The sequence below is a fragment of the Rhodococcus gannanensis genome (assembly GCF_042681175.1).
GTDB classification, from domain to species: domain Bacteria; phylum Actinomycetota; class Actinomycetes; order Mycobacteriales; family Mycobacteriaceae; genus Rhodococcus_G; species Rhodococcus_G gannanensis.
This window is the reverse complement of sequence record NZ_JBHUFB010000013.1, coordinates 383755-410405: the sequence shown is the minus strand read 5'-3', so window position 1 is coordinate 410405 and position 26651 is coordinate 383755. Positions and strand designations below refer to the sequence as shown.

Genomic DNA, 26651 nt, shown 5'->3' with positions numbered 1-26651 from the left:
CTCCGGGTCAGGCGTTCTGCAGGGCGCGGGCGGGAACGGGCAGGCTGTTGCCTGCGGCGCGGGCGCGTTTGCCGCCGCTCACCATTTCCTTCTTCAGGTTGCGTACGTACGGGTCGAACTCGCACTGGATGGTGTGCCGCGGCGACGCGTAGTAGGGGCCGAGGTAGTACTTCTCGTCGGCGGCGAGGATCTCCTGCATCTCCTCGGGTGACGGCGGCAGGTACTGCCCGGCGAGGTACGCGGCGACGAGCTTGCTCTGCTGCTCGGCGAAGTTCACCAGGGTCGGCATCGGCTGCGCGAGTCCCATGAAGAAGAGGTTGTCCATCCCGGGCTTCATCATCCGCTTGAACAGCGGGAAGCGGTTCTCGCTGTCGGGCAACAGGTTCGGATCGGTGAAGAACGGGAAGCTGATGTGGTAGCCGGTGGCGCAGACGATCACGTCGACGTCCAGGGTGCTGCCGTCGGCGAAGCGGACCTGCTTGCCTTCCAGCGCGGTGATCGCGGGTTTGAACGCGATGTCGCCCGAGCCGGCCTTGCCGAGGAACTCCCCGCTCGCCGACGGGTGGGCCTGGAACGGCAGGTGGTCGGGTTTGGGGAGGCCGTAGCCCTCCATGGTGCCGATGTTCTTGTTCAGGAAGCGTCGTTGGATCGCCATCGAGAGCGGTCGCGGCATCCACGCCGGCATCGACATCTTGTCCCCGGCCACGCCCTTCAGGTACTTCGGCAGCACCCACACTCCGCGGCGGGCGGAGACGGTCAGCGACTTGGCGAGGAAACGCTGGGACAGTTCGGAGGCGATGTCGAGGCCGGAGTTGCCCATTCCGACGACGACCACGTTCTTGCCGCGCATGTCGATCGGGTCGAACGGGTCGTTGTAGTCGTGGCTGTGGATGAGGGTGCCGTCGAACCGGCCCGGGTAGTCCGGGGTGTTCGGGTCCCAGTGGTGTCCGTTGCACACGATCAGTGCGTCGTAGGCGCGGGTCTCGCCGGTGGACAGGGTCACCGTCCACAGCCCGTCCGCGCCGCGCTCGGCGTGGTCGACGGAGGTGTCGAACGTGATCGTCTCCCGCAGCCCGAAGTGGTCGACGTAGTCCTTGAAGTACTGGAACAGCAGCGAGTGGTGCGGGAAGTCGGGCCACTCGGCGGGCACCGGGAAGTCCTCGAACGCGAGCCTCCACTTCGAGGTGTCGATGTGGAGGCTCTGGTAGCACGCCGACATCCCGTTGGGGTTCTTGTAGTACCAGTTCCCGCCGACCTCGTCCGACGCCTCGAAGCAGTCGTACGGGATGCCGTGGTCCTTCAGCCGCTTCGCCGTCGTGATGCCGGACGGGCCGGCGCCGATGATGCAGACCCGGGGTAGTGCGGTGGTGGTCATGAAGCGTCTTCTCCCTGCGCGTGGTGGGCGGGCTCGGCGTCGCGGGTGTCGTCGCCGAGCCGAGTGAGAACAGCCGATGTGATCTGGGCCATACTCCTGCGTTCGCTGACGGTGTGTCAAGTGAAACTTCTCAGTGTCTTGTCAGAGATGTGGAGACCAGTGAATGAGCACGGGGTAGCGTTGCCCTCATGGCGGAGACGGCGAGCGCAACGCGGCAGCGACGGGGCACCCTCCGGGACGAGCAGAAGCGGGCCACCCGGGCGCGACTCGTCGAATCCGCCCGCACGCTCTTCGGCGAGCGGGGATACGCGGGGGTTACCGTCGACGACATCGCCTCCGACGTCGGATGCAGCCGCGCCACCTTCTACCTGCACTTCCCGGCGAAGGTGGACGTGCTCCGCGCACTCACCGACGAGGACATCGCCCAGAGCACGATGGCGAACTACCGGGATCTGGACCGCGTTCTCGAAACCGGCTCGCGTGCCGAGTTCGTCGCCTGGGTGACGCGGGCCATCGGCTGGTTCCAGCAGCACCGTGACCTGCTCCTGGCCTGGGACGAAGCGACGGTGCTCGAACCCGACATGCAGGCCATGGCGCGGGAGGGACGGCTCGCGTTCCCCAACGCGATGCCGGGGTACCTCGCCCGCTGGCCCGAGGACCGACGCGACGAGGCGCGGCTGCGCATCGCGTTGCTGAGCACCCAACTCGAAGGCTTCTTCACCCGCTGGGCGTTGCAGGGCACCATCGAGACCGACGCCGAACTGGCGGCCGAGGTGCTCGCCGACATCTGGTTCCCGGCACTGGTGGCCCCCGACCCGGAGTGACGGTCGGTGCACCGTGTGCGTCCGGGGCGTCGGGCCTGAGAGTATGGGCCGGTGACTACCGGAGCCTGGATTGCCATCGCGGCCGTATTGGCCGTTCTCGTCGTCGCCCTCGTCGCGGGCGCGGTGCTGTATCGCAAGCGGCAGGTCAGCCTGACGCCGAAGATCGAGCAGCCCGAGGCACTCGGGGAGGCGAAGGACCGTTCCGGTGGCTACAAGTCCGCCGGTGGCTTCAACTTCAGCCAGGGAGCGGCCGGGACGACCGCAGCTCCGCCGACGCCGGCACCCGAGCCGGTGGAACCCCGCGTGGTCGAGAAGCCGATCACCCCGCCCGCGGCGCCGGCGGAGGAGACGCCGACGTCGGCCGAGGCTGCCGCGCCCGCCGCCGCGGAGCCGGAAGCCGAGCCTGCGGTCGCCGAGCCCGAGGTGGTCGAGCCTGCCGCCGAGCCCGAGGTGGCCGAAGCGGCTCCGGCGGAACCCGCGGTCGAACCCACCGTCGAGGAGCCTGCCGCGCCCGCGGAGCCCGTCGAGACGGCTCCTGCCGCACCCGCGGCGCCCGCCGAGACGGCTCCTGCCGCACCCGCTCCGGTCGAAGCGCCTTCACAGCCCGCCCCGGCCATCGAGGAGATCGCACCCACCGAAGGCCGGCTCGGACGGCTCCGCGGGCGCCTCGCACGCTCGCAGAACGCGGTCGGCAAGTCGCTGCTCGGACTGATGGGCGGCGGTGACCTCGACGAGGACTCCTGGGAGGAGATCGAGGACACGCTGATCATCGCCGACCTCGGTAGCGCCGTCACCCAGGAAGTGGTCGGGAAGCTGCGCGCGGAGATCGCATCGGGCTCGGTGAAGACGGAGGAGCAGGCTCGCGCGACCTTGAAGAAGGTGCTCGTCGAGGCGCTGCACCCGGAGATGGACCGGTCGATCCGTGCACTGCCGCACGACGCCACTCCCGGCGTGCTGCTCGTCGTCGGCGTCAACGGCACGGGCAAGACCACCAGCACCGGCAAGCTGGCGCGCGTGCTGGTCGCGGACGGGCGACGGGTACTGCTCGGTGCCGCAGACACGTTCCGCGCCGCGGCCGCTGATCAGCTCCAGACCTGGGCGGAACGCGTCGGAGCCGAGGTCGTGCGGGGCGCCGAGGGCGCCGATCCGGCCGCGATCGCCTTCGACTCGGTGACGAAGGGCATCGAGACGGGGGTGGACGTCGTCATCGTCGACACCGCCGGCCGTCTGCACACCAAGACCGGGCTCATGGACGAGCTCGGCAAGGTCAAGCGCGTGGTCGAGAAGCGGGCCCCGGTCGACGAGGTGCTGCTCGTGCTCGACGCCACCATCGGACAGAACGGACTCGTGCAGGCGCGGGTGTTCGCCGAGGTCGTCGACATCACCGGCGTGGTTCTGACGAAGCTGGACGGAACGGCGAAGGGTGGCATCGTCTTCCAGGTCCAGCACGAGCTCGGCGTCCCGGTGAAGCTGGTCGGACTCGGTGAGGGCGCGGACGATCTGGCGCCGTTCGAACCCGAGGCTTTCGTCGACGCGCTACTCGGATGAGATTTCCGAAACTTTTGCGAAACACAATCGGGCAATTGGTTCACGCCGACGAAACGGACAAGCGTCTCCGCTGAAACATCGCGACAGCATTCTTCTTCCTGATCGCGCCGAAGGGCGCGCCTAGAGGGAGGTTCCAGTGGAGGAAGTGGTGAATACCGGCGACGCAGCGTGGATGCTCATTTCCGCGTCGTTGGTGCTGTTGATGACGCCGGGTCTGGCGTTCTTCTACGGCGGAATGTCACGTGCGAAGTCCGTGCTGAACATGATGATGATGTCGTTCGGCGCAATGGCTGTCATCGGCGTCATCTACGTTCTGTGGGGCTGGTCGATGTCCTACGGCACGGAGAACGTCGCAGGCATCTTTGCGAATCCGTTCGAGCAGTTCGGTTTGCAGGGTGCCATCTACGACGACGCCGGTGAGTTCCTCGCCAGCACGCTCGGTGACTACCCGCAGATCATCGACATCGCATTCCAGGTCACCTTCGCCATCATCACCACCGCGCTCATCAGCGGTGCGCTGGCCGAGCGCGTGAAGTACGGCACCTGGCTCGCCTTCACCGGCATCTGGGTCACCCTGGTCTACTTCCCCCTCGCCCACATGGTGTGGGGTGGCGGCCTGCTCTCGGGTGCCGAGGACGGTCTCGCGGCCAAGATGTTCGGCGTCAACGACGAGGGCACCGCGAACGTCGCACCCATCGACTTCGCCGGTGGCACCGTCGTCCACATCAACGCAGGCGTCGCGGCACTCGTCCTGGCGCTGGTCGTCGGCAAGCGCACCGGCTTCGGAAAGATGGCGTTCCGCCCGCACAACCTGCCGTTCGTCATGCTCGGCGCGGCGCTGCTGTGGTTCGGCTGGTTCGGCTTCAACGCCGGTTCCGCATTCGGCGCCAACGGCACCGCCGGCCTCGCCTGGGTGAACACCACCACCGCGACCGCCGCCGCGATCCTCGGCTGGCTCCTCACCGAGCGCATCCGTGACGGCAAGGGCACCAGCCTCGGTGCCGCGTCCGGCGCCGTCGCAGGCCTGGTCGCGATCACCCCGGCCGCCGGCGCCCTCAGCCCGGTCGGATCGATCGCCCTCGGCGCCATCGCGGGCATCCTGTCGGCCCTCGCTGTCGGCCTCAAGTACAAGTTCGGCTACGACGACTCGCTCGACGTCGTCGGCGTCCACCTCGTCTCCGGCCTGTGGGGCACCATCGCGATCGGTTTCCTCGGAACCGAGACCGGCCTCTTCTACGGTGGCGACTACAAGCAGCTCGTCGTGCAGATCGTGATCGCCGTCGTGGCGCTCCTCTTCACGGCCGTCCTGACCGCGGTCATCGCGTTCGCGCTCAAGCCGCTCGGCTGGCGCATCTCGCCCGAGGCCGAGGCCCGCGGTGTCGACGAGTCCGAGCACGCGGAAACCGCATACGACTTCGCTGCCGCACTCAAGTGATATGAACACTGCAGGGCTCAGGAGACTTGGAAGGATGAGGATATGAAGCTGATCACGGCAATCGTCAAGCCGTTCACCCTCGAGGACGTCAAGACCGGACTCGAGCAGGCGGGTGTGCTTGGCATGACCGTCAGCGAGGTCCAGGGTTACGGTCGTCAGAAGGGCCACACCGAGGTCTACCGCGGTGCCGAGTACTCCGTCGATTTCGTGCCGAAGGTGCGCGTCGAGGTCGTCGTCGACGACGCCGCCGTCGACAAGGTCGTCGAGGTGATCGTCGAGGCAGCCCGCACCGGCAAGATCGGTGACGGCAAGGTCTGGGTCAGCCCGGTGGAGTCCGTCGTCCGGGTCCGCACCGGCGAACGGGGCGGGGATGCGCTCTGACCCGACAGGGTCCGGATCCGGTGGCCCCGATCCCGTCGCAACGTCGGCGGGGTCGGGGCCGCCCTCGTCTCCGGGCCCGAACGAACACGCCCACGGCGTGGCGGCCGACGATCTCGTCCGGGCGCGGAAGCAGTTGCTGGACGGCCGCTCCCGGTCACGCCGGCTCGACACCTCCGCGCTGCGTCAGGCGCTCGTCGATCTCCACGAGTTCTGGCTGACGACGAAGGGATCGGAACTCGGGATCACGCCCGACAGCGGCTTCGCGATCGTCGCGGTCGGCGGACTCGGGCGGCGGGAGCTGCTGCCGTACTCGGATCTCGACTTGGTGCTGCTGCACGACGACATGGACCCGGAGATCGTCGGGGCGGTCGCGGACCGGCTCTGGTACCCACTCTGGGACGCGCACATCAAGCTCGACCACAGCGTCCGGACGGTGCCGCAGGCGCTGCAGGTGGCGGCGTCCGACCTGACCGCGGCGATGGGACTGCTCGAGGCCCGTCACATCGCCGGCGACGCCGAGCTCACGAACCTGCTGATCGGCGGTGTCCGACGGCAGTGGCGGACCGGCATCCGCTCGCGGTTCGACGAACTGGTCGAGATGACGCAGGCGCGGTGGTCACGCAGCGGCGAGATCGCGCACCGTGCCGAGCCGGACGTGAAGAACGGCCGCGGTGGACTGCGGGACGTCCAACTGCTCGACGCGCTAGCGATCGCGCAACTCACCGACTCCCAGGCCAGCCTCGGGCCGGACACCCCGGGTGGCGGTCTCAAGTCCGCGCACGCCCGCCTCCTGGACGTGCGAACCGAGCTGCACCGCGTCGCCGGGCGTGCGCGGGACCAGGTGCGGGCGCAGGACGCCGACGAGATCGGTGCGGCCCTGCGGATCGGGGACCGGTTCGACCTCGCCCGTGTGCTGAGCGATTCGGCACGCACCATCGGGTACTCGGTGGACGTCGGACTGCGGACCGCGGCGAACGGCCTGCCGCGTCGCGGGTTGTCGAGGCTGCGTCGCGTCCCGGTGCGGCGTCCGCTCGACGAGGGCGTCGTGCAGCACGCGGGGGAGGTCGTCCTCGCCCGTGACGCCAAGCCGAGCAAGGATCCGGGGCTGATCGTGCGGGTCGCCGCAGCGGCGGCACAGACCGGGATGCCGATCGGTGGGTCGACGCTGGGGAGGCTGTCGGACAGTGCACCGGAGCTGCGTGAGCCGTGGCCGCGGGAGGCGCTCGCCGATCTGCTGGTGCTCCTCGGGTCGGGGCCGCGGATGGCGGCCGTGATCGAGGCGCTCGACCGCACCGGGCTGTGGGGTCGGCTCCTGCCGGAGTGGGGCGCGATCCGGGACCTGCCGCCTCGGGACGCGGTGCACACCTGGACCGTCGATCGGCACCTCGTCGAAACGGCGGTGCAGGCGAGCGCGTTCACCACCCGGGTGACGCGTCCCGACCTGCTGGTGCTCGGGGCGCTGCTCCACGACATCGGCAAGGGGCGCGGCGGCGACCACAGCGTGGTGGGTGCCGAACTCGCCACGCAGATCGGGAACCGGCTTGGGTTGTGGCCGTCGGACGTGTCGGTGCTGAACGCGATGGTCAGGTACCACCTGCTCCTTCCCGACACCGCCACGCGCCGCGACCTCGACGACCCGGCGACGGTGCAGATGGTGGCGGACGCGCTCGGCCACGACGTGATGCTGCTGGAGTTGCTGTACGCGCTGGCCGAGGCCGATTCCCTGGCGACCGGACCCGGTGTCTGGGGTGACTGGAAGGCGTCGCTCATCGGGGAGTTGGTCCGGCGCTGCCGGCTGGTGATGGCGGGCGAGGCCCTACCTGTTCCGGATCCGATCGACCCGGAACACGCGGCACTCGCCGAGGCAGGCGGCGTCCACGTGATGCTCAGCCCTTCGGAGGGGCCGCACACCTACACGGTGACGGTCATCGCGCCGGACGTGCCGGGCGTGTTGTCCGACGCGGCCGGTGTGCTCGCGTTGCACTCGTTGCGGGTGCTGGCGGCGTCGGTGGGCAGTCACGAGGGGACCGCGGTGAACACCTTCACCGTTTCGCCGCGGTTCGGTGCCCCACCGCAGGCCGGACTGCTCCGGCAGGAACTGATCCGGGCGACGGCGGGAGAGCTGGACCTCGTGGCGATGCTCGCCGAGAAGGAACGGATCGCGACGGAGGAGCAGGCCCTCGAACTCGGTGTCACGGCGGTTCCTGTGCAGTACGCCCAGGCGCCGCCGCGGATCATCTGGTTCGAGACGGCGGTCGACGGCCAGGTCATCGTGGAACTGCGCACCGAGGACCGGGTCGGTCTGCTGTGTCGGTTGGCCGCCGAGCTCGAACGGCACGGCGCCGACGTCCGGTGGGCGAAGGTCGCGACCCTCGGCAACTCGGTCGTCGACTCGTTCTGCCTCAACCTCGGAGCCGGTGACTCGCGGGTGACCCGGGAGGACCTGGAGTCGGCGATCCTGTCGGTGGTCCCGGCTCCGCCGCCCCCGAAGAAGGACGGGGAGGAGGGGAGCGTGGCCGGGTAGCGGCTACGCTGGGCACAAATGTCCGTAAGACTGCCACGCCCCGTGTTCGCGTGGTCCGACTGCCGCGCCGGCTGACGCGCGGTCCCGACAGCCAGGAGCCCGATCGGTGTTCGAATCCCTTTCCGACAGGTTGACAGGTGCCCTCAAGGACCTGCGGGGCAAGGGCCGGTTGTCCGGCGCCGACATCGACGCCACCTGCCGGGAGATCCGGTTGGCCCTGCTCGAGGCCGATGTGGCACTGCCCGTCGTCCGCTCCTTCATCGCGAAGATCAAGGAGCGGGCGAAGGGCGCCGAGGTCTCCGGTGCCCTGAATCCTGCGCAGCAGGTCGTCAAGATCGTCAACGAGGAACTCGTCGGCATCCTCGGCGGCGAGACGCGCAGGCTCCAGTTCGCCAAGACCCCGCCGACTGTCGTCATGCTGGCCGGTCTGCAGGGTTCGGGTAAGACGACCCTCGCGGGCAAGCTCGCGAAGTGGCTCACCGCGCAGGGGCACACCCCGCTCCTCGTCGCCTGTGACCTGCAGCGTCCCGGCGCGGTCAGTCAGCTGCAGATCGTCGGTGAGCGGGCAGGCGCGGCCGTCTTCGCGCCGCACCCGGGCACCTCCATCGGTGGCGGCGACAACGCGCTCGGCGTGTCGGCCGCCGACCCTGTCGACGTCGCGCGCCGCGGCGTCGAGGAGGCCCGCACCAAGCACTACGACGTCGTCATCGTCGACACCGCCGGGCGCCTCGGCATCGACGAGGAACTGATGGGACAGGCCGCGGGCATCCGGGACGCCGTGCAGCCCGACGAGGTGCTGTTCGTCCTCGACGCCATGACCGGCCAGGACGCGGTGCACACCGCCGAGTCGTTCCAGTCGGGCGTCGGTTTCACCGGTGTCGTCCTGACCAAGCTCGACGGCGACGCCCGCGGCGGCGCCGCGCTCAGCGTCCGCGAGATCACCGGCAAGCCGATCATGTTCGCGTCGACCGGTGAGAAGCTCGAGGACTTCGACGTCTTCCACCCGGACCGGATGTCGAGCCGCATCCTCGGCATGGGTGACGTGCTCACCCTGATCGAGCAGGCCGAGCAGGTCTTCGACCAGAAGCAGGCCGAGGAGGCCGCGCTCAAGATCGGCAGCGGCGAGCTGACCCTCGAGGACTTCCTCGAGCAGATGATGGCCGTGCGGAAGATGGGGCCGATCGGCAACCTGCTCGGCATGCTGCCCGGCGCCGGGCAGATGAAGGACGCGCTCGCGCAGGTCGACGACAAGCAGCTCGACCGGATCCAGGCGATCATCCGCGGCATGACGCCGGAGGAGCGCGCCAACCCGAAGATCATCAACGCCTCGCGGCGGCTGCGTATCGCGAACGGTTCGGGCGTGAAGGTCTCCGACGTCAACCAGCTCGTCGACCGGTTCTTCGAGGCACGCAAGATGATGACCGCGATGGCGGGCCGGATGGGCATGCCCGGTGCCCGGAGCTCGCAGCGGTCACAGCGCGGCAAGAAGGGCAAGAAGGGCAAGAAGGGCGGCAAGGGGCCGACCCCGCCGAAGATCAGGGGCGGTTTCCCCGGCATGCCGGGCGGGATGCCCGGCGGATTCCCGGGCCTGCCCGCGGGCATGGACCTGTCGAAGATGCCGAAGGGCCTCGACGAGTTGCCGCCCGGACTCGAGGGCCTCGACCTGTCCCAGCTCAAGCTGCCGAAGAAGTAGTCGGTGGCGTTTCGGCTGGTCGGGCGCGGGCTGCCCGACGAGCAGGATGTCGAACTGTGGATCGACGACGACGGCCGGATCTCCACTGACCCGGTGCCCGGGGCCGAGACGCTGACCGAGACCGGGTGGATCCTGCCCGGACTCGTCGACGCGCACTGCCATGTCGGGATCCGGTTCGGCGGCGGTCACGAGGACGAAGCCGGCCTGATCGCGCAGGCGGAGACCGAACGCGACTGCGGCGTCCTGCTGGTCCGCGACGCCGGGTCGCCGGTGGACACCCGCTTCGTCGACGCGCGGGAGGACCTCCCGCGCATCGTGCGCGCCGGACGGCACATCGCACTGCCCAAGCGATACATCCGCGGACTGCCGATCGACCTCGAGGACGAGTCGCAGCTTCCCGCCGCGGTCCGCGAGCAGGCCCTCGCCGGGGACGGCTGGGTCAAGCTCGTCGGCGACTGGATCGACCGGGAGGTCGGCGACCTGCGGCCGCTGTGGAGCGACGCGGTGCTGAAGGAGGCGATGGACGCGGCGCACGAGGTCGGTGCCCGGGTCACCGCCCATGTCTTCGGTGAGGACGCCCTGCCGGGGCTGATCGGTTCCGGCATCGACTGCATCGAGCACGGCACCGGCCTGACCGACGCGACGATCGAGATGATGCTCGAGCACGGCACCGCGCTGGTGCCCACCCTGATCAACATCGCGACATTCCCCGAGATCGCGGAGTCGGCCGACCGGTTCCCGGTGTACGCGGCGCACATGCGTGACCTGCACGCGCGCCGCTACGAGACGGTCGCGGCCGCACACGACGCCGGTGTCCCGATCTATGCGGGTACCGATGCGGGTGGGTCCATCCGGCACGGCAGGCTCGCCGACGAGGTCGCCGAACTGTCGGCCGCCGGACTCGGACCGACGGCGGCGCTCGGCGCCGCGTGCTGGGACGCCCGCCCCTGGCTGGGGCATCCCGGGCTCGACGCCGGCGCCCCCGCGGATCTCGTGGTCTACGAGCAGGATCCGCGCACCGGGCCGGAGGTGCTGTCCGCGCCGGACCTGGTGGTGCTGCGGGGGCGGATCGTCGTGCGGCGCGGCCGGTTCGCGTGACCCCGACGAACGGCCCGATGGCGCGGCCGGTTCGGGTGTAGCGGCTTCGCCTGTGTCAGGGCGTCGGCGACCCATCCCTGGACTTCGCCAGTGTTGACCAGGCACACAGGAGCAGCGCACTCGCCGACCCGGCGACGAGCCAGGTGACGACAGCCGAAACCACTCCGGCGACGAAGACCCCCGACAGCAGTGCGATGGCCGCCAGTAGCGATGTCGCAGCGAGCGTCACCAATGCAAGGGCCGCGGTGGGCAGCGGCCTGCGGGGCATCGACCGGAATGCGGCACCGGCGCCCGCGCTCCCGGCGAGAGCCGGCAGCACGGCGAGGGCCACGGCGCCTGTCACGATCGGGAGCGGTCCGAGGACGAGCGACGAACCGGCCACGATCAGGACGGCCGCGATCCCCGCGGCCCACAGACGAGGATGCGGCCACCGGAATCGCGAACCTGCAACCGACGCGTCGGCCTGCGCCACCGAGAGGACCACCGCACCGACCAGCGCCAGGAAAGAGACACCGGCCAGCATCACGAACGTCGTTGCCGCGGCGGGTGTGTCGTGGGGGAGCGTGGTCGCGGCCTGGATCGCGGCGTTCGCGATCACCACCGGGACGAACACCCGCCACCCTCCGAGGGCAGCCAGGATGGTGGTCATTCCGTCTCCCTCGCCGCTGCGTCGAGCACCGCCGTGACCGACCCCGAGTACAGGACGTCGGACCCGACGGTGACCGTGAGCATGTCGTCGGAGTCCGCGGGGGAGTGCACCGAGATCACCTCACCCGAGACCGTTTCACCGGTGCAGGTCAGATCCCCGCCCGATGCGCCGACGCAAACCGGCGCGACCAGGATCTCGACGCCTGCGCCGACCAGGACGTCGATCGCGGCGAACCGCACCTCGGCCTGGGCGTTGCCGCCGACGGGTGCAAGGGCGTCGATCTGGGAACAACCCGACACAGCAACAGCGACCGCGAAGGCCACCGCGGGCGCGGCCCGGCGCGCGGTCACAGGCCCCGTGCCGTCTCGTAGGCGAGCAGGCGCGCGCGTTCGGTCATGTGCTGGGTCTCCAGTGCGCTGTCCGGGATGGTGCTCAGGTCGAAGGGGGCTCGGAGCAGGAGTTCGGTGTTGCGGTCGAGAGGTGAACCCCGTCGCATCATGGGCGTTTCGGCCCAGTCGTTCGCCGCCAGTTCGCGGCTACGGGACGCGAGGTCGGTGGCGCTGCCGCTGTCGCCGGGGACGGCGGGTGACGCATGGTCGAGAACGGTGGTGAAGAGGGACAGCGTTCCGTCGCGGTTGTCGACGATCTCGACGACCTGCTGCTGCTGGGGGAAGTCGATGCAGGAGGCGGTGGTGATTTCCCAGAATCCGCTCGTCCCCGATCCGTGGGCGAGGATCTGATTGATGTGCGTGTGGCCGTTGAGCCAACCGACAACCACTGGATACCGCTGCAGCATCGCCACGAACTCGTCCGCGCCGTGAAGGGTTTCGGTGTCGCCGGGACGCTGAGCCCGGTTCTCCAGGGTGAGGCTGTTGTGGTGGCTCGCGATCAGGACGAGCGTGCGTTCCGCCTGCGCCTTCTCCAGCTCGCCCTGCAGCCAACGGAACTGGACTCCCGGCACCGCGCCGTCCGGTCCGGCGACCTGGTTGCAGGTGTCGAGTCCGAACATGCGGACGTGAGGACTGAGGTCGGTCTTCCACCACGTCTCGCCGGAGTCGAGGTTGTGCTGTGTGAAGCCGTGCCCGACCGGACCTGGCGCGGGTTGGGTCCGGAAGTGCTCGGCCATGAAGTCCCGTTGCGGGAACAGCGCTCGTGCCGGGTTGGCGGTGACGGACTTGAAGCCGCGGCGCCCGAGCGCGAGACCGAGAGCGTCGACAACCTGGGTGAACGCGCCTCCCGACGCGGCATAGCCGCCGAGCGCGCTGCCCGCGGTACCGACGAGCGAGTACGACTTGCGCCCGCCGACCGCCAGCGAGTGCATCTGCGGAGTCAGTCCGAAGGTCCCCAGCAGCAACGTGTCGTGATTGCCGTAGACGGCGTACCAGGGGGCGGGCAGGCCGATCGATTCCACCGGACGCGCGATCGCCTGCGACAGCAGGTCGGGCAGGGTGGGGAAGCCGTACTCGCCGAACGCGCCCCCGCTCGGGTCGGTCGGCCGGTACGCCCACGTGGCCTCCGCCCAGGCCTGGACGCCCTGGAACGTTGCTCCCGCGCTCGCCGGGTCGACGGACAACCCGTCCATCAGGTCGATGTACCAGCGGAGTTCGAGGTTCGAGTGCATGTCCGCGCTGTCGCCGGTGACGATCGCGGCGCTCATCGGGGCCCCGGTCAACGGGCTGTACCGGGCGTCGGAGAAGGCGCGGACCATGGCGGCGGTGGCGTGGACACTCAACGGATCCTGCGGATGGAATGCCGAGCCCCACGCGGCGTGATCCTGCTCGATCATCGGCTCGATACGGGCCGGCGACTGGGAGTCGATCACGTGCAGATCGGACAGGTGCCCGACGTACAGCAGTGACCGTCTCGTGGACGTGCGTGCGGGATTCGGTGCGGCTCGCAGGATGTCGAGGCGCGGTACGTACGGTTCACCCGGACCTGTCGCGAGGGTCCGGTAGCGCCCGGACGTGATCGATCCCTGCCGGATCGTCTGGAGCAGGGTCGTCGGGATGTCACCGGTCGGTGCGGCTGACGCGAGCCGTGATCCGAGCAGGGTGGAGCTCAGTCCCGTCGCGGCGGCGAGTGCCGCGCTGCGGGTGAGGAATTGACGGCGCGAGAGTCCGGGCATCGTGAACGTCTGTCTCCATGGGGTGCCCGAACTCCCCACTGTTCGGAACGTGTCTGCGGTCCACCACGCGGTGGCGCCCGGTGAGCTTATGGCGTTCGGCGGTGGTGTGCACGCGCCACGGGGCGTCGCTGCGTCGACGGTACGGTTCGCTGCATTGGTGAGGGTCTGCTCCGACCTCCCGATGGCCCAGGTCGAGTCCCCATGGCAGCCACCGTGTCGCGCAGGGGGTGGGTGAGACTCGACCCCTAGGGTGCCTCGCTCGGCGTCGAGAACAGTTCGACGATTGGTGGACAACGTCAGGAACCACCGAAGGATCAGACATGCGCCTGCGCACCGCTTTCGTCTCCGTCACCATCACCGCTGCCGCATTCGCGATCGTGACGCCGCTGGCCTTCACCGGTGCGGCGATGGCCGAACAGGCGACAGGATGTGTCGTCGGCAGCGGGACGATGTCCAGCGGGGACTCCAAGACGACGAGCAACGGCACGTTCATCACGTGCAACAACGGAATGGTGTGCAACTACCGGCGCGCCAAGGGCGGCGGTAGCACCGAGGTGTGCCGCTGGGCGCCGGCGTCCATCAGGTAGATCGCAAGGACGTCTGGCACCCAGCAGTTCTCGGCTGTGCGGAGACCGCGTCAGGGGTGACGCCCGTCGACTCGCTTAACGGGCAGCCACGTCGACAAGGTGCGAGCAAGCGAGCCCAGCAGTCGATCTCCGAACACGCACAGGGTCTGCTCCCAGCCCGAAGGTCCCCTCGCCGAGGTCGTCGCGGAGGAAGATGTAGTAGTCCCCGTTCGGGTAGACGGGCACGCGCCACTCGGTGTCGCGGGTGGCGGCATGAACTGCCGCATCGAACCGGTAGGCCATGTGCTGCCAGTCCAGCACCACGAACGTCGGGTCTTCGGGGAACTCGGTGAGGAAACAGCGCAGTGCCTCGGCGTTGACTGCGTCGAAGCGGCTCTGCCACGCGCCAGGGACGTCGGCCGGCGCGGTGAGATCGAAGGTGATCGACGGGGTCGGTTCGGTGATAGCCGGCCAGGTGTCCTCGGTGATGCCGGGACGGAATCCGAACGTGTCGGTGAACCGATCCCAGTACGGTTCCTGGTCGACCAACTCGGTCCATCCGGGCGGCAGCGGTGAACCGAAGTCGAGCGTGTGCCTCATCATGACGGCATCCTCCTGGGTGGGCGCGTCCTAGCGGACGCAGGCGTCGCCGCCGTCGCCCTCTCGCGCGGCGAACCGGATCTCGCTGATCGACGTGACGTCGTTGAACGGCGCGGACTGCTGCCCCGCCCGGTTCGTGACGGGCTGACCGTCGACGGTCTCGAGGACGGTCAGTGTCGCGGTCCGGGCGGTCTGATCGACCGGCATCGTCTGGATCCCGCGGCGCGGTTCGAGTCGCTGCTCGACGGTGCTGCCGTCGTCGAACGTCCACTTGACCTTGGTGACCTTGCGGTTCTGGGTGAACCGGTCGGAGCCGTCGGGATCGGTCTTGTCGTGCCCCGGGTCGATCCCGACGGTCGCGAGGTGGATCGAGCACGGGAAGCTGACCGCCAGGGTCTGACCGCTGGTTCCGGTGCAGCGCCAGGCCGTGCTGACGTCGCCGTCGACGGCGTTCTGGGCCTCGTAGCCGTGGGGGCGTCCGGTGGAGTCGATCGCCGGGGGCACGGGGGTGCAGGTCGGCAGGACCGCGGACGGGGTGACAGGGACGCTCGGACCGGTGTAGTCGGTGCCGTCGCCGCCGGAATCGCCGTCGAGGTCGGTCCCGTTGCCGGCTTCGACTCCGATCGAGTCGTCCGCCGGTTCGGCGCTGCCCGCAACCTCGGAGACGTCGTCGGTGAGCGCCCGATTGAGGAGGTAGCCGCCACCCGCGAGCAGGGCGAGAACCGCAGCGACGGACGCGAGAACGACGAGCCAGCCGCGCTTCGACAGCGGCGGGCGGGGCGGATCCTCCGGGTCGGATGGTGCGGGTGGGGTGCTGTCGGTCATTCGGTCTTCGCCTTCGTCGCGTCGGTCGCGGCCGGCTCGGCCGCGGATTGTCCGGTCTTCCTCGGCGCCGACGGCTTCGGTTTCGCCTTGCCCGGTTCTGTGGTGGGCTGTTCGATCGTCGCGTCGGTCAGGGTCGACCCGGTCCCGGTTCGCTCCGCGCCTGTCTTACCGTCGCTGTCCGCGCCTGCCGGCTCCGGCGGCAGGAACGGCTCGTGCACGGGTTCCGGTTCGCGCCTGGCCTGCGCCAGTCCGATGTCGTAGGCGAGAGCCACGAAGGCGACCAGCGCCTGCAACACCGCGAGCACAAGGATGGTGATCCCGGCCCACCCGAGCCCGACGACCACGGACTCGGACGCGTCGGCGGCGCTGCCGACCAGGTCGGCCGGCGTGGCGATGTTGCCGACGACGATGAGCAGGAAGATCGCGAGCAGGGTGCCCGCGGCCGCGGCGGCGGTCGCGATCGCGTGCAGGACGGGGGTGGCACCGCGGACGTGGGCCAGCCGGGGGAGTGTCGACAGTCCGGCGACCAGTCCGGCGAACAACAGAGCCGCGACGACGGTCATCCCCTGTGGGAGCGCGTAGCCGCTGACCGTGACCACCCCCGCCGAGGTGTGTGCCGTGACGTAGGGGCCCAGGCCGACCAGCAGGGCGGCGAAACCGAGCAGCAACACCACGACCGCGAGGCCGATCGCCCGGCCCCGCTCCGGGGCAGGGGGACCGTCGGTGAAACTGGGAAACGGAGACGCGGTCGGCGGCGTCGTGGGCGCCGGCGGCGATTGCGGTGGCTGTGGCGAGGACGACAACGTCGAACCCCCTTCGAGTCGTCGAGCCGGGCCGCGGTTCGCGGTCGACCGCAGTGTAGGCAGACCGCGGGTCGGTGCGCGGGCTGTCCGGTGCGGGCGAGTCGCGCAGCGGGGCGAGAGGGGAAGGGGAGGGAACGACGGACGGCGATTGGCACCCGGTCGGGCGGGTCTGGCACAATGGATCGCTGTTCGCCCGTCTCCGGTTCCGTACCGCGCGGCGGTCACGACACCCCATCAACGCAAAACCGGGTGCGCACGCCATGCGCATCGCCGAATTGCGCCGTGACCATTCGAAAGGCTCCATCATGGCTGTCAAGATCAAGCTCACGCGGCTCGGCAAGATCCGCAACCCGCAGTACCGCATCATCGTCGCGGACTCCCGCACCCGTCGTGACGGTCGTGCGATCGAGACCATCGGCAAGTACCACCCGAAGGAAGAGCCGTCGCTGATCGAGGTCGACTCGGAGCGCGTGCAGTACTGGCTGGGTGTCGGCGCGAAGCCGACCGAGCCGGTCGAGAACCTCCTCAAGATCACCGGTGACTGGCAGAAGTTCAAGGGCCTGCCGGGCGCCGAGGGCACCCTCAAGACCAAGGAGGCGAAGCCCTCCAAGCTGGAGCTGTTCCAGGCCGCGCTCGCCGCCGCCGACAACGAGCCTGTCGCCGAGGCCATCACCCCGAAGAAGAAGGCCGCCAAGAAGGACGCCGACGAGGCTGCCGAGGCGCCCGCCGCCGAGGCCGAGGCCGCTGCGGATTCCGAGGCTGCTGACAAGTGAGTGCCGTTGTCGCCGACGCCGTCGAGCATCTCGTTCGTGGCATCGTCGCCAATCCCGAGGACGTCCGGGTCGAACTGATCACCGGACGCCGCGGGCGCACCGTCGAGGTGCACGTCAACCCTGACGACCTCGGCAAGGTGATCGGCCGTGGTGGCCGCACCGCAACCGCCCTGCGGACCCTCGTCACCGGCATCGGTGGCAAGGGCATCCGTGTCGACGTGATCGACACCGATCAGTAGATCGGTGGAACTCGTCGTCGGCCGTGTGGCCAAGTCGCACGGCATCAGGGGCGAACTCGCCGTCGAGATCCGCACCGACGAGCCGGAGCTCCGCTTCGCCGTCGGTGCGGTTCTGCGCGGCCGTAAGCCTCGTGATCGGAAACTGACCGATTACACGGTGGAAGCCGCCCGGGAGCACTCCGGGCGGCTTCTGCTGCGTCTGAAGGGCGTCGACGACCGGAACGCCGCCGACGCGATGCGCGGCGTGCTGTTCGTGGTCGACAGCTCGGACCTTCCGCCGTCCGACGACCCCGACGCGTTCTACGACCACGAACTCGAGGGTCTGCAGGTGCGGCTCGTTGACGGCACCGTCGTCGGCACCGTGAACGAGGTCCTGCACTCCGCCGCCGGGGAACTGCTCTCGGTGCGACCGGAGGGCGCGGACCGCGGTGAGATCCTCGTCCCGTTCGTCACCGCCATCGTCCCGGTCGTCTCCGTTGCCGACGGCTACGTGGAGATCGACCCGCCCGAAGGACTTCTGGACCCGGAGTAGCCGTGCGCCTCGACGTCATCACGATCTTCCCCGAATACCTCGAGCCGCTGCGAACGGCGTTGCTCGGCAAGGCCATCGACAAGGGCCTGGTGTCCGTCGGGGTGCACAACCTGCGGGACTGGACGCACGACGTCCACAAGGCCGTCGACGACTCCCCGTACGGCGGCGGTCCCGGCATGGTCATGAAACCCACGATCTGGGGTGACGCCCTCGACGCGGTGTGCCCCGACGACGCGCTGCTCGTCGTCCCGACGCCTGCCGGGGTTCCGTTCACCCAGTCCACCGCGCAGCGCTGGTCGCGGGAGAAGCACCTCGTCTTCGCCTGCGGCCGCTACGAGGGCATCGACCAGCGGGTGTTCGACGACGCCGCCCGCCGGGTCCGCGTCGAAGAGGTCAGCATCGGCGACTACGTCCTCATCGGGGGCGAGGCGGCCGTGCTGGTGATGGCCGAGGCCGTCGTCCGCCTGATGCCCGGTGTGCTCGGCAATCAGCAGTCGCACGAGGAGGACTCGTTCTCCGACGGACTCCTCGAAGGACCGAGCTACACCCGTCCGGTCAGCTGGCGGGGGCTCGACGTCCCCGAGGTCCTGCTGTCGGGCAATCACGCGAAGATCGAGCAGTGGCGACGCGAGCAGTCACTGCAGCGGACCACGGAGCGCCGGCCCGATCTGCTTCCCGGCGAGTCCGACTGACGGGCGTCACCCGATTCGCCCCTCCGGGAACATGATCCGCACGACGTCGGTGAGCGTCTCGCGCGCGTGCGCGGCACTGACGTCGTCGACGGCCGGATCGAGGGACGTGTCGGGCAGGACCGAATCCCAGCCGGCGTCGTCGCTTCCGGCTGCGAGATCCTCGACCGTGGTCTCCCGGGTCGGGGACTCGTAGGTCACCGTCTCGTGGGACACCACGACCAGCACGTACCGTGAGTCCGGTCCGACGACCGCCGTCGACAGGTGCACCCACCGTCCCGAGACGCAGCACATCCAGCCCTGCTTGAAGGCGACGTCGCCGACCTCGAAGTCGAGGGCGTCCGGGATTCCGAACCACTGGTCGTATCCGTCTGCGGCGGTGGGGGTGCCGGCTCGCAGACGGGAGACAATCGCGGTCGCCGCGTCGTCGGTCAGTCCGCCTGCTCCGCCGAGCAGTCCCGCGTAGTAGTCGACGAGATCGTCCGGTGTGGTCGTGGTGTTCCACCAGTTGCCGTCCCACGGGGCGGCCGTGGCGTGCAGTCCGTAGCGGGCGACGACATCGTCCACGAGCGCGGAGCCGCCGTGCTCGGACCACAACGCCGTCGCGGCGTCGTCGTCGGACCGTTCCAGCATCCGGGCGATCAGCTCGAGATCGGGATCGGACGGTGCCGTGGTCTCGTGGAACACCGCATCGGCGATGAAGATCTTGGCCACCGAGGCGGTTTCGACGAGTACGTCCCCGTCGGCGACGACGCGGTCCCCGGTCGTCCGGTCGAGAAGGGACACGGCGACGTCGGCGCCGCGGGCCGCGGCTGAAGCACGGGCGGCCGTGACCCTCTCGGCCAGGTCGGTGGGAAGCGGCCCGGACGTCGTTGCCGCGGGCGTCCAGCCTCCGGTGCCCGGGACGTCCCCCTCTGCGCTGTCTCCCGACGGCGGAATCGGTGCCGGCACGCGTGCGGCCGGGAGATCCGACCACTCCTCCGAGTGGTATGTGGCGTAAGGGTCGGTGGTCCCCGACGGAATGGCACAGCCGGTCCCGGCGATCGTCGTCCCGATCGCGACGGCCAACGCCGCTACGTACCGACGCCTGCTCACTCTGCCGCCCTCGTGTCCGTGCACTCTCACCTGAAATCGTAGCTGTAGGGTCGATCGCCGTGACCTCTGCCCTGAAATCCGTGAACCAGCGCATCGCCGAGGAACTCGACGTTCGAGAGGAGCAGGTACGCGCCGCCGTGGACCTCCTCGACGGCGGCGCGACGGTCCCGTTCATCGCCCGGTACCGCAAGGAGGTGACCGGCGGCCTCGACGACGTGCAACTCCGGCAACTGGACGAGCGCCTGCGGTACCTGCGTGAGCTCGACGAGCGGCGCGTGGCGATCATCGAGTCGATCCGCTCCCAGGACAAGCTGACCGACGAGCTCGAGGACCAGCTCGTCCTCGCCGACACCAAGGCGCGGCTCGAGGACATCTACCTTCCGTTCAAGCCGAAGCGGCGTACCAAGGCGCAGATCGCGCGGGAGGCCGGTCATCAGCCCGTCGCCGACACCCTGCTCACCGATCCGTCCGTCGACCCCGCGCAGTACACGGCCGAACAGCTCGACGGCGCCCGCGCGATCCTGGTCGAGCAGTTCGCGGAGGACGCCGACCTGGTCGGCGAACTGCGCGAGACGATGTGGCGTCGTGGCCAGGTGACGTCGTCGGTCCGTGCGGGCAAGGAGACCGACGGCGCGAAGTTCGCCGACTACTTCGAGTTCTCCGAGCCGTTCGAGAAGCTGCCGTCGCACCGGATCCTCGCGCTACTGCGCGGTGAGAAGGAGGAGGTGCTCTCGCTGAGCATCGACGCGGACAGCGAGCCCCTGGTTCCCGGCGAGGCGACGGTCTACGAGGGCCGCATCGCCGCCCGCTTCGGCGTCGCCGACCGTGGTCGCCCCGCGGACCGCTGGCTGCTGGACACCGTCCGCTGGGCGTGGAAGACGAAGCTGGCCGTCAGCCTCGGCATCGACACCCGGATGCGGTTGCGGCAGTCCGCGGAACGGGACGCCGTCGACGTGTTCGCGATGAACCTCAAGGACCTGCTGCTCGCGGCGCCCGCGGGCACCCGCGCCACCATGGGTCTCGATCCCGGGTTCCGCACCGGAACCAAGGTCGCGGTCGTCGACGCGACCGGCAAGGTGCTCGACCACGCGACCATCTACCCGCACCAGCCGGCGAACAAGTGGGACCAGTCGCTGGCCACGCTCGCCGGGCTCGCCGCCAAGCACCGCGTCGACCTGATCGCCATCGGCAACGGCACCGCGTCCCGCGAAACCGACGCGCTCGCCGCCGATCTGATCGCGAAGTTCCCGGACGCGAACCTGACCAAGGTGATGGTGTCCGAGGCGGGCGCGTCGGTGTACTCGGCCTCCGCGTACGCCTCCCAGGAACTGCCCGACCTCGACGTGTCGATCCGCGGCGCCGTGTCGATCGCCCGTCGTCTCCAGGATCCCCTCGCCGAGCTGGTGAAGATCGACCCGAAGTCCATCGGTGTCGGCCAGTATCAGCACGACGTCTCCGAATCGCTGCTCGCGCGCTCTCTCGACGCGGTCGTGGAGGACGCGGTGAACGCCGTCGGCGTCGATGTCAACACCGCATCCGTTCCGCTGCTGTCCCGAGTGTCGGGCATTGCCGGCTCGCTGGCCGAGTCGATCGTCGCGCACCGCGACGCCAACGGTCCGTTCCGCACCCGCGCCGCGCTCAAGGACGTGCCCAGGCTCGGTCCGAAGGCGTTCGAGCAGTGCGCCGGCTTCCTCAAGATCCCCGACGGGGACGATCCGCTCGACGCCTCCGCCGTGCACCCCGAGGCGTACCCGGTGGTGCGCCGGATCGTCGACGCACAGGGATCGACGGTGAAGGAGATCATCGGCAACACGTCGATGCTGCGGACACTGCGTCCGCAACAGTTCGCCGACGAGACGTTCGGCGTCCCGACCGTCACCGACATCATCGCCGAGCTCGAGAAGCCCGGCCGCGATCCACGGCCGGAGTTCAAGACCGCCACCTTCGCGGCGGGCGTCGAGAAGGTCGCCGACCTGAAGCCCGGCATGGTTCTCGAGGGCGTCGTCACGAACGTCGCCGCGTTCGGCGCCTTCGTCGACGTCGGAGTCCACCAGGACGGGCTCGTCCACGTGTCCGCGATGTCGCACAGCTTCGTCCGTGACCCCCGTGAGGTCGTCAAGTCCGGTGACGTGGTGAAGGTGAAGATCATGGAGGTCGACGTCGCGCGGCAGCGTGTCGGACTGAGCCTGCGCCTCGACGACGAGCCGGGCGCGCCGAAGCAGCCGGGGTCGCGGGGCGGCCAGGGCGGCGAGCGCAACGGCGGCGGAAACCGTGGCGGGGGCAACCGTGGCGGGGGCAACCGTGGTGGCGGTCAGCGCAGCGGAGATCGCCAGTCGGGTGGCAGGCAGCAGGGCGGTCGCGCCGAGCGTCCCGCCTCCGGCTCCATGGCCGACGCGCTCCGCAAGGCGGGCTTCGGCAACTGACGGCACCACCACGCGCCGACGGCACCGCGCGAAAGGCGGTGCCCCGCGTGGGATGCTGTGCCGGTGGCAGTCGCGGTAACTCCGAAGAACATGGCGTGGATTCCCGGTGGCACCTTCTGGATGGGCTCGGAGGACTTCTATCCCGAGGAACGTCCGGTGCACCAGGTCCACGTCGACGGGTTCTGGATGGACATCCATCCGGTGACGGTGGCGGAGTTCCGGAGGTTCGTGAAGGACACCGGGCACGTCACCGTCGCCGAGACCACGCCCGACGCGGCCGACTATCCCGATGCCGATCCCGCGGATCTGGTGCCGGGCTCACTGGTGTTCACCCCCCCGCCGGGACCGGTGTCCCTGGACGACTACCGGCGGTGGTGGTCCTGGACGCCGGGCGCGGACTGGCGGCACCCCGAGGGCCCGGGCAGCAATGTCGGTGGACGCGAACGGCATCCGGTCACCCATGTGGCTTATTCGGACGCCCTGGCCTACGCCGGGTGGGCGGGCAAGGAACTGCCGACCGAGGCGCAGTGGGAGTTCGCGGCCCGCGGCGGACTCGACCGCGCCACCTACGTGTGGGGCGACGTGTTCACCCCGGGCGGGCGGCACCAGGCCAACACCTGGCAGGGCAGCTTCCCGTGGCAGAACCTCGTCGACGACGGCTTCCCGGGAACGTCCCCGGTCGGATCGTTCCGGCCGAACGGCTACGGCCTCGTCGACATGGCGGGCAACGTGTGGCAGTGGACGACCGACTACCACTCCGCCGATCACGGCGCGTCCGGCCGGAACGTGGCACCCGCGAGCGCGTGCTGCATCCCCCGCAACCCGCGGGTGGAGGCCGTGGTCCGGCGTGACGGCGAGACGTATCCGCGGCGGGTGATCAAGGGCGGCTCGCACCTGTGCGCGCCGAACTACTGCCTGCGGTACCGGCCGGCGGCGCGGCAGGGCGACACCGAGGAGACCTCAACCTGCCACATCGGCTTCCGGTGCATCTCCCTGGAGCCGGGACCGGACTGATGAGCCGCTGGTTCGAGCATCAGATCGTCGACACCGGCCGGGTGCCGTTGCTCTTCTTCCTGCTCGGCTTCATCGGTGGGTTCGTCTTCATCCGATTCAGCGTGCGAATGATCCGGGCGCAGGTGCGGTGGTGGCCGGGGAACGTGACGCCCGGAGGTCAGCACGTCCACCACGTGGTGTTCGGCGTCGTCATGATGCTGGTGTCCGGGGTCGCGCTGATCGCGATCTACGAGGACGGTACCCAGACCTCGGGCGCGGTCCTCGCGGCGCTGTTCGGGGTCGGTGCCGCGCTCGTCCTCGACGAGTTTGCTCTGATCTTCTATCTCAAGGACGTGTACTGGTCGCAGCAGGGCCGCGCGTCGGTCGACGCGGTGTTCGCGGCGGTGGCTGTCACCGGCCTGCTGCTTCTCGGTGCGCGACCGGACGCGATCGTCAATCCGACCGACTTCCGGGACAACCCGAACCCCTGGGTGCGCCTGGCGCTCGTCGTGTCGGCACTGATCAGCCTCGCGGTCGCCGGCGTCGTGATCGCGAAGGGGAAGATCTGGACCGCGCTGTTCGGCATGTTCGTGTCGCCTCTGTTACTGGTGGGAGCGATCCGGTTGAGCCGGCCCGGTGCGCCGTGGGCGAGGTGGCGGTATCAGGACAAGCCGAAGAAGATGGCCCGCGCGGTGGTGCGGGAGAAACGCTACCGACGCCCTCTGATCAGGGCGAAAATATTCCTCCAGGACCTGATTGCTGGAACGCCGAGCGTGGAGCACGCGATGACGGCGACCGAGGCCGAACTGGAGCGCACCGTACGCCCGGCGCCCGCCCCGGTGTCGCGCGGGTGACCCGGCGGATTTCCCGTCGGGCCTGCGATCTGGCACAATCGGGGGGTTGCCTGCACAGGCGCACCCCTTAATCGGAGCACGAACCAGCCGAGCGCCGCGAGAGCGGTGCCGCTCGGGTCCTCTGCTCATGCGAAGAAACGCAAGGATGAATCAATGAACACACTGGACTTCCTGGACGCCCAGTCGCTCCGTAACGACATCCCGGAGTTCCGTCCCGGTGACACCCTGAACGTGCACGTCAAGGTCATCGAGGGCTCGAAGGAGCGCGTGCAGGTCTTCAAGGGCGTCGTTATCCGGCGTCAGGGCGGCGGCGTTCGCGAGACCTTCACGGTCCGCAAGGTCTCCTTCGGTGTCGGCGTCGAGCGCACCTTCCCGGTGCACAGCCCGAACATCGCCCAGCTCGAGGTGCTGACCCGCGGTGACGTGCGTCGCGCCAAGCTGTACTACCTCCGCGATCTGCGTGGCAAGGCCGCGAAGATCAAGGAGAAGCGCTGAGCTTCCAGCTCGGATCTGCACCGAGCGTTCCGCTCGTGTGCGCCTGAGCTTCGCGCATGCCGGATCAGCCCGGCCCGGACTTCTCCGGGCCGGGCTGCTCCGTTTCCGGGGGAAGCGACCTCGGTGACGCCGTGCGTCACGTTCGCCGAATGCCAACGCGGCAAGGGCCGGACCGGGCAGACGCTAACCTGTTGCGGTGGCAGATACCCCGCAGGAATCGACGGTGCCGGACAACGGCGCGAACGGCCCCGACAGTGTGTCGGTGCGGCCCAAGAAGAAGTCCCGCTCCTTCTGGCGTGAGCTCCCCATTCTCATCGTGGTGGCATTGCTGCTCAGCTTCGTGCTGCAGACGTTCATCGCGCGGGTGTACCTGATCCCGTCGGAGTCGATGGAGCCGACGCTGCACGGATGCCCGGGCTGCACGGGCGACCGGATCCTGGTGGAGAAGATCGGCTACCACTTCGGTGATCCGGAGCCGGGTGACGTCGTGGTCTTCAAGGGTCCCGATTCCTGGAACACCGAGTTCGTCTCGACCCGGTCCTCGAACGTGGTGGTTCGCGGAATCCAGGAGGTCGGCTCTCTGGTCGGTCTCGTGCCGCCGGACGAGAACGATCTCGTCAAGCGTGTCATCGCGACCGGCGGACAGACGGTCGAGTGCTGTGACGACCAGGGCCGGGTCCTCGTCGACGGCAAACCCCTCGACGAGCCGTACGTGGTGACGGACTTCCCGTTCGTCCCCGGCACCCAGACGTGTGACACCCCGGTCCGCTCGGGCCGCTGCTTCGGCCCCTACACGGTTCCCGAGGGCAACCTGTGGGTGATGGGTGACAACCGCAGCAACTCGGCGGACTCGCGGTACCACGTCGGCGACGAGCTCGGCGGCACCGTGCCGGTGGACAATGTGATCGGCAAGGCCGTACTCATCGTGCTGCCGCCGTCACGGTGGGGAACGATCGACTCGCCCAACCCGCAGACGAGCTGACGGCCTGCCCCCTGAGCGAAGTGACGTGATCGAAGTGGATCTACCGACGTGACGAAGTGGCCGCCGCGCACCGTGATCCGCAGGGCATCGGGCCTGCGGACCATGGAGTCCGCCCTGATCCGGACGGGCCTCGGTCCCGTCGCCGGAGTCGACGAGGCCGGCCGCGGTGCATGCGCAGGACCACTGGTGGTCGCGGCGTGCGTGCTGGGACCGAAACCGCACCGGGCACTCGAGGGGCTCGACGACTCGAAGAAGCTCACCGAGCGGGCCCGGGAGGAACTGTTCCCGGTGATCCAGCGGCTCGCTGCGGCCTGGTGTGTCATCGAGATCCCGGCCGCCGAGGTCGACAGGCTCGGGGTGCACGTCGCCAACATCGAGGGCATGCGGCGAGCAGTGGCGGGCCTGCACCGGCCACCCGGCTACGTCCTCACGGACGGGTTCCGGGTTCCCGGGCTCGCGGCGCCGTCGCTCCCGGTGATCGGCGGCGACGCGTCGGCGGCCTGCATCGCCGCTGCGAGCGTGCTCGCGAAGGTCTCCCGCGACCGGACGATGGTCGCGATGGACGAGACGATCCCCGGATACGGCTTCGCGGGGCACAAGGGCTACAGCACCGCGGCACACACCCAGGCGCTGTCGCTGCTCGGGCCGAGCCGCGAGCACCGGATGTCGTACGCGAACGTGCGATCCGCAGTCGGTGGTGCGGCGGGTGCGATGTACACCGCGGCGGTCGGTGCGGGATGATGGGACGTCGACACCCGACACCGGGTTGTTCGGGCAGGCAATACGCAGGAGGACGACCACACCGATGAGTGCCGAAGATCTCGAGAAGTACGAAACGGAGATGGAGCTGTCGCTCTACCGTGAGTACAAGGACATCGTCGGCCAGTTCGCCTACGTCGTGGAGACCGAGCGCCGCTTCTACCTCGCAAACTCTGTCGAACTGGTCCCGCACAACGCCGACGGCGAAATCTACTTCGAGGTGCGGATGGCCGACGCCTGGGTGTGGGACATGTACCGGCCCGCGCGGTTCGTCAAGCACGTCCGGGTCATCACGTTCAAGGACGTCAACATCGAGGAGCTCGAGAAGTCGGATCTGAGGCTGCCCGAGAACGGCCCGTTCGGAGGCTGAG

General features: G+C 69.3%; 27 protein-coding genes. 19 read left to right on the top strand and 8 right to left on the bottom strand.

Annotation, left to right across the window (positions count from 1 at the left end; translation table 11 throughout):
* Positions 1-7: 7 nt before the first annotated feature.
* Positions 8-1375 (bottom strand): flavin-containing monooxygenase, encoded by a 1368-nt coding sequence (locus ACFSJG_RS19165; protein WP_378486809.1) that lies wholly within the window; start codon positions 1373-1375, stop codon positions 8-10.
* A gap of 188 nt (positions 1376-1563) precedes the next feature.
* Between ACFSJG_RS19165 and ACFSJG_RS19160 the strand changes: the two genes are divergently transcribed.
* The 7 genes from ACFSJG_RS19160 (at position 1564) to ACFSJG_RS19130 (ending at position 10878) form a co-directional block, all read left to right on the top strand.
* A complete protein-coding gene (locus ACFSJG_RS19160; RefSeq protein ID WP_378486808.1) occupies positions 1564-2199 on the top strand; it encodes a TetR/AcrR family transcriptional regulator in 636 nt (211 codons plus the stop codon).
* 51 nt (positions 2200-2250) lie between these two features.
* The gene (gene ftsY, locus ACFSJG_RS19155; RefSeq protein ID WP_378486807.1) at positions 2251-3747 is read left to right on the top strand and encodes a signal recognition particle-docking protein FtsY; all 1497 of its coding nucleotides are present in this window, start codon (positions 2251-2253) and stop codon (positions 3745-3747) included.
* A 136-nt stretch (positions 3748-3883) separates the two neighbouring features.
* Positions 3884-5182: an ammonium transporter gene (locus tag ACFSJG_RS19150; RefSeq protein ID WP_378486806.1), complete on the top strand. Its 1299-nt coding sequence runs from the start codon at positions 3884-3886 to the stop codon at positions 5180-5182.
* 42 nt (positions 5183-5224) lie between these two features.
* Positions 5225-5563 carry a P-II family nitrogen regulator gene (locus tag ACFSJG_RS19145; protein WP_007536824.1) on the top strand — a complete coding sequence of 113 codons (339 nt, stop codon included), beginning with the start codon at positions 5225-5227 and terminating at the stop codon, positions 5561-5563.
* The gene (locus ACFSJG_RS19140) at positions 5553-8087 is read left to right on the top strand and encodes a [protein-PII] uridylyltransferase (protein WP_378486805.1); all 2535 of its coding nucleotides are present in this window, start codon (positions 5553-5555) and stop codon (positions 8085-8087) included. Before ACFSJG_RS19145 ends, ACFSJG_RS19140 begins: the two co-directional genes overlap by 11 nt.
* A gap of 106 nt (positions 8088-8193) precedes the next feature.
* The gene (gene ffh, locus ACFSJG_RS19135; protein WP_378486804.1) at positions 8194-9780 is read left to right on the top strand and encodes a signal recognition particle protein; all 1587 of its coding nucleotides are present in this window, start codon (positions 8194-8196) and stop codon (positions 9778-9780) included.
* 3 nt (positions 9781-9783) lie between these two features.
* Positions 9784-10878 carry an amidohydrolase family protein gene (locus ACFSJG_RS19130; RefSeq protein WP_378486803.1) on the top strand — a complete coding sequence of 365 codons (1095 nt, stop codon included), beginning with the start codon at positions 9784-9786 and terminating at the stop codon, positions 10876-10878.
* Positions 10879-10933: 55 nt separating this feature from the next.
* Here the strand turns inward: ACFSJG_RS19130 and ACFSJG_RS19125 are convergent, their stop codons facing one another.
* The 3 genes from ACFSJG_RS19125 to ACFSJG_RS19115 are packed head-to-tail and all read right to left on the bottom strand — an operon-like array spanning position 10934 to position 13652.
* On the bottom strand, positions 10934-11527 hold the full coding sequence (locus ACFSJG_RS19125) for a hypothetical protein (protein ID WP_378486802.1): 594 nt from the start codon (positions 11525-11527) through the stop codon (positions 10934-10936).
* Entirely contained in the window at positions 11524-11877 is a 354-nt protein-coding gene (locus ACFSJG_RS19120) for a hypothetical protein (protein ID WP_378486801.1), read from the bottom strand. The genes ACFSJG_RS19125 and ACFSJG_RS19120 overlap by 4 nt, the downstream gene beginning before the upstream one ends.
* Positions 11874-13652 carry a TIGR03767 family metallophosphoesterase gene (locus tag ACFSJG_RS19115; RefSeq protein WP_378486800.1) on the bottom strand — a complete coding sequence of 593 codons (1779 nt, stop codon included), beginning with the start codon at positions 13650-13652 and terminating at the stop codon, positions 11874-11876. Before ACFSJG_RS19115 ends, ACFSJG_RS19120 begins: the two co-directional genes overlap by 4 nt.
* Positions 13653-13972: 320 nt before the next feature.
* On the opposite strand from ACFSJG_RS19115, the gene ACFSJG_RS19110 reads away from it, so the two are divergent.
* On the top strand, positions 13973-14239 hold the full coding sequence (locus tag ACFSJG_RS19110) for a hypothetical protein (protein WP_378486799.1): 267 nt from the start codon (positions 13973-13975) through the stop codon (positions 14237-14239).
* A 75-nt stretch (positions 14240-14314) separates the two neighbouring features.
* Here ACFSJG_RS19110 and ACFSJG_RS19105 read toward each other — a convergent pair whose 3' ends face one another.
* The 3 genes from ACFSJG_RS19105 to ACFSJG_RS19095 are packed head-to-tail and all read right to left on the bottom strand — an operon-like array spanning position 14315 to position 16317.
* Positions 14315-14821 carry a DUF2716 domain-containing protein gene (locus tag ACFSJG_RS19105; protein WP_378486798.1) on the bottom strand — a complete coding sequence of 169 codons (507 nt, stop codon included), beginning with the start codon at positions 14819-14821 and terminating at the stop codon, positions 14315-14317.
* A 27-nt stretch (positions 14822-14848) separates the two neighbouring features.
* Positions 14849-15643 (bottom strand): NADase-type glycan-binding domain-containing protein, encoded by a 795-nt coding sequence (locus ACFSJG_RS19100; RefSeq protein WP_378486797.1) that lies wholly within the window; start codon positions 15641-15643, stop codon positions 14849-14851.
* The gene (locus ACFSJG_RS19095; RefSeq protein WP_378486796.1) at positions 15640-16317 is read right to left on the bottom strand and encodes a DUF5336 domain-containing protein; all 678 of its coding nucleotides are present in this window, start codon (positions 16315-16317) and stop codon (positions 15640-15642) included. Before ACFSJG_RS19095 ends, ACFSJG_RS19100 begins: the two co-directional genes overlap by 4 nt.
* A gap of 434 nt (positions 16318-16751) precedes the next feature.
* On the opposite strand from ACFSJG_RS19095, the gene rpsP reads away from it, so the two are divergent.
* From rpsP to trmD, 4 genes are read left to right on the top strand one after another with little or no spacing between them, the layout of a single operon-like run.
* Positions 16752-17219, top strand: coding sequence for a 30S ribosomal protein S16 (rpsP, locus tag ACFSJG_RS19090; RefSeq protein WP_378486795.1), 468 nt, complete (start codon positions 16752-16754; stop codon positions 17217-17219).
* On the top strand, positions 17216-17458 hold the full coding sequence (locus ACFSJG_RS19085) for an RNA-binding protein (RefSeq protein ID WP_007536808.1): 243 nt from the start codon (positions 17216-17218) through the stop codon (positions 17456-17458). Before rpsP ends, ACFSJG_RS19085 begins: the two co-directional genes overlap by 4 nt.
* Before the next feature lie 4 nt (positions 17459-17462).
* Positions 17463-17990, top strand: a complete 528-nt coding sequence (rimM, locus tag ACFSJG_RS19080) for a ribosome maturation factor RimM (protein ID WP_378486794.1) — start codon at positions 17463-17465, stop codon at positions 17988-17990.
* Positions 17991-17992: 2 nt separating this feature from the next.
* A complete protein-coding gene (trmD, locus tag ACFSJG_RS19075) occupies positions 17993-18682 on the top strand; it encodes a tRNA (guanosine(37)-N1)-methyltransferase TrmD (protein ID WP_378486793.1) in 690 nt (229 codons plus the stop codon).
* A gap of 6 nt (positions 18683-18688) precedes the next feature.
* Here trmD and ACFSJG_RS19070 read toward each other — a convergent pair whose 3' ends face one another.
* A complete protein-coding gene (locus tag ACFSJG_RS19070; RefSeq protein ID WP_378486792.1) occupies positions 18689-19774 on the bottom strand; it encodes a serine hydrolase in 1086 nt (361 codons plus the stop codon).
* A gap of 59 nt (positions 19775-19833) precedes the next feature.
* On the opposite strand from ACFSJG_RS19070, the gene ACFSJG_RS19065 reads away from it, so the two are divergent.
* From ACFSJG_RS19065 to ACFSJG_RS19035, 7 genes are all read left to right on the top strand, one after another.
* A complete protein-coding gene (locus ACFSJG_RS19065) occupies positions 19834-22197 on the top strand; it encodes a Tex family protein (RefSeq protein WP_378486791.1) in 2364 nt (787 codons plus the stop codon).
* A gap of 90 nt (positions 22198-22287) precedes the next feature.
* Complete coding sequence (locus ACFSJG_RS19060; RefSeq protein ID WP_378486879.1) at positions 22288-23211, top strand: formylglycine-generating enzyme family protein; 924 nt, start codon at positions 22288-22290, stop codon at positions 23209-23211.
* Positions 23211-24044 carry a hypothetical protein gene (locus tag ACFSJG_RS19055; protein WP_378486790.1) on the top strand — a complete coding sequence of 278 codons (834 nt, stop codon included), beginning with the start codon at positions 23211-23213 and terminating at the stop codon, positions 24042-24044. Before ACFSJG_RS19060 ends, ACFSJG_RS19055 begins: the two co-directional genes overlap by 1 nt.
* 153 nt (positions 24045-24197) lie before the next feature.
* The gene (gene rplS, locus ACFSJG_RS19050) at positions 24198-24539 is read left to right on the top strand and encodes a 50S ribosomal protein L19 (protein ID WP_378486789.1); all 342 of its coding nucleotides are present in this window, start codon (positions 24198-24200) and stop codon (positions 24537-24539) included.
* Between the two features lie 223 nt (positions 24540-24762).
* The gene (lepB, locus tag ACFSJG_RS19045; RefSeq protein ID WP_378486878.1) at positions 24763-25521 is read left to right on the top strand and encodes a signal peptidase I; all 759 of its coding nucleotides are present in this window, start codon (positions 24763-24765) and stop codon (positions 25519-25521) included.
* A 48-nt stretch (positions 25522-25569) separates the two neighbouring features.
* Complete coding sequence (locus ACFSJG_RS19040) at positions 25570-26262, top strand: ribonuclease HII (RefSeq protein WP_378486788.1); 693 nt, start codon at positions 25570-25572, stop codon at positions 26260-26262.
* Positions 26263-26326: 64 nt separating this feature from the next.
* The gene (locus tag ACFSJG_RS19035) at positions 26327-26650 is read left to right on the top strand and encodes a DUF2469 domain-containing protein (protein WP_007536792.1); all 324 of its coding nucleotides are present in this window, start codon (positions 26327-26329) and stop codon (positions 26648-26650) included.
* The last annotated feature ends 1 nt before the right edge of the window (position 26651 follow it).

Coding starts and splice junctions, on each gene's coding strand:
- rpsP (WP_378486795.1), top strand. CDS start 16,752: ATGGCTGTCAAGATCAAGCTCACGCGGCTCGGCAAGATCCGCAACCCG.
- ACFSJG_RS19055 (WP_378486790.1), top strand. CDS start 23,211: ATGAGCCGCTGGTTCGAGCATCAGATCGTCGACACCGGCCGGGTGCCG.
- rplS (WP_378486789.1), top strand. CDS start 24,198: ATGAACACACTGGACTTCCTGGACGCCCAGTCGCTCCGTAACGACATC.
- ACFSJG_RS19125 (WP_378486802.1), bottom strand. CDS start 11,527: ATGACCACCATCCTGGCTGCCCTCGGAGGGTGGCGGGTGTTCGTCCCG.
- ACFSJG_RS19100 (WP_378486797.1), bottom strand. CDS start 15,643: ATGACCGACAGCACCCCACCCGCACCATCCGACCCGGAGGATCCGCCC.
- ACFSJG_RS19060 (WP_378486879.1), top strand. CDS start 22,288: ATGGCGTGGATTCCCGGTGGCACCTTCTGGATGGGCTCGGAGGACTTC.
- ACFSJG_RS19165 (WP_378486809.1), bottom strand. CDS start 1,375: ATGACCACCACCGCACTACCCCGGGTCTGCATCATCGGCGCCGGCCCG.
- ACFSJG_RS19105 (WP_378486798.1), bottom strand. CDS start 14,821: ATGATGAGGCACACGCTCGACTTCGGTTCACCGCTGCCGCCCGGATGG.
- ACFSJG_RS19160 (WP_378486808.1), top strand. CDS start 1,564: ATGGCGGAGACGGCGAGCGCAACGCGGCAGCGACGGGGCACCCTCCGG.
- ACFSJG_RS19110 (WP_378486799.1), top strand. CDS start 13,973: ATGCGCCTGCGCACCGCTTTCGTCTCCGTCACCATCACCGCTGCCGCA.
- ACFSJG_RS19145 (WP_007536824.1), top strand. CDS start 5,225: ATGAAGCTGATCACGGCAATCGTCAAGCCGTTCACCCTCGAGGACGTC.
- ACFSJG_RS19140 (WP_378486805.1), top strand. CDS start 5,553: ATGCGCTCTGACCCGACAGGGTCCGGATCCGGTGGCCCCGATCCCGTC.
- ACFSJG_RS19035 (WP_007536792.1), top strand. CDS start 26,327: ATGAGTGCCGAAGATCTCGAGAAGTACGAAACGGAGATGGAGCTGTCG.
- ACFSJG_RS19115 (WP_378486800.1), bottom strand. CDS start 13,652: ATGCCCGGACTCTCGCGCCGTCAATTCCTCACCCGCAGCGCGGCACTC.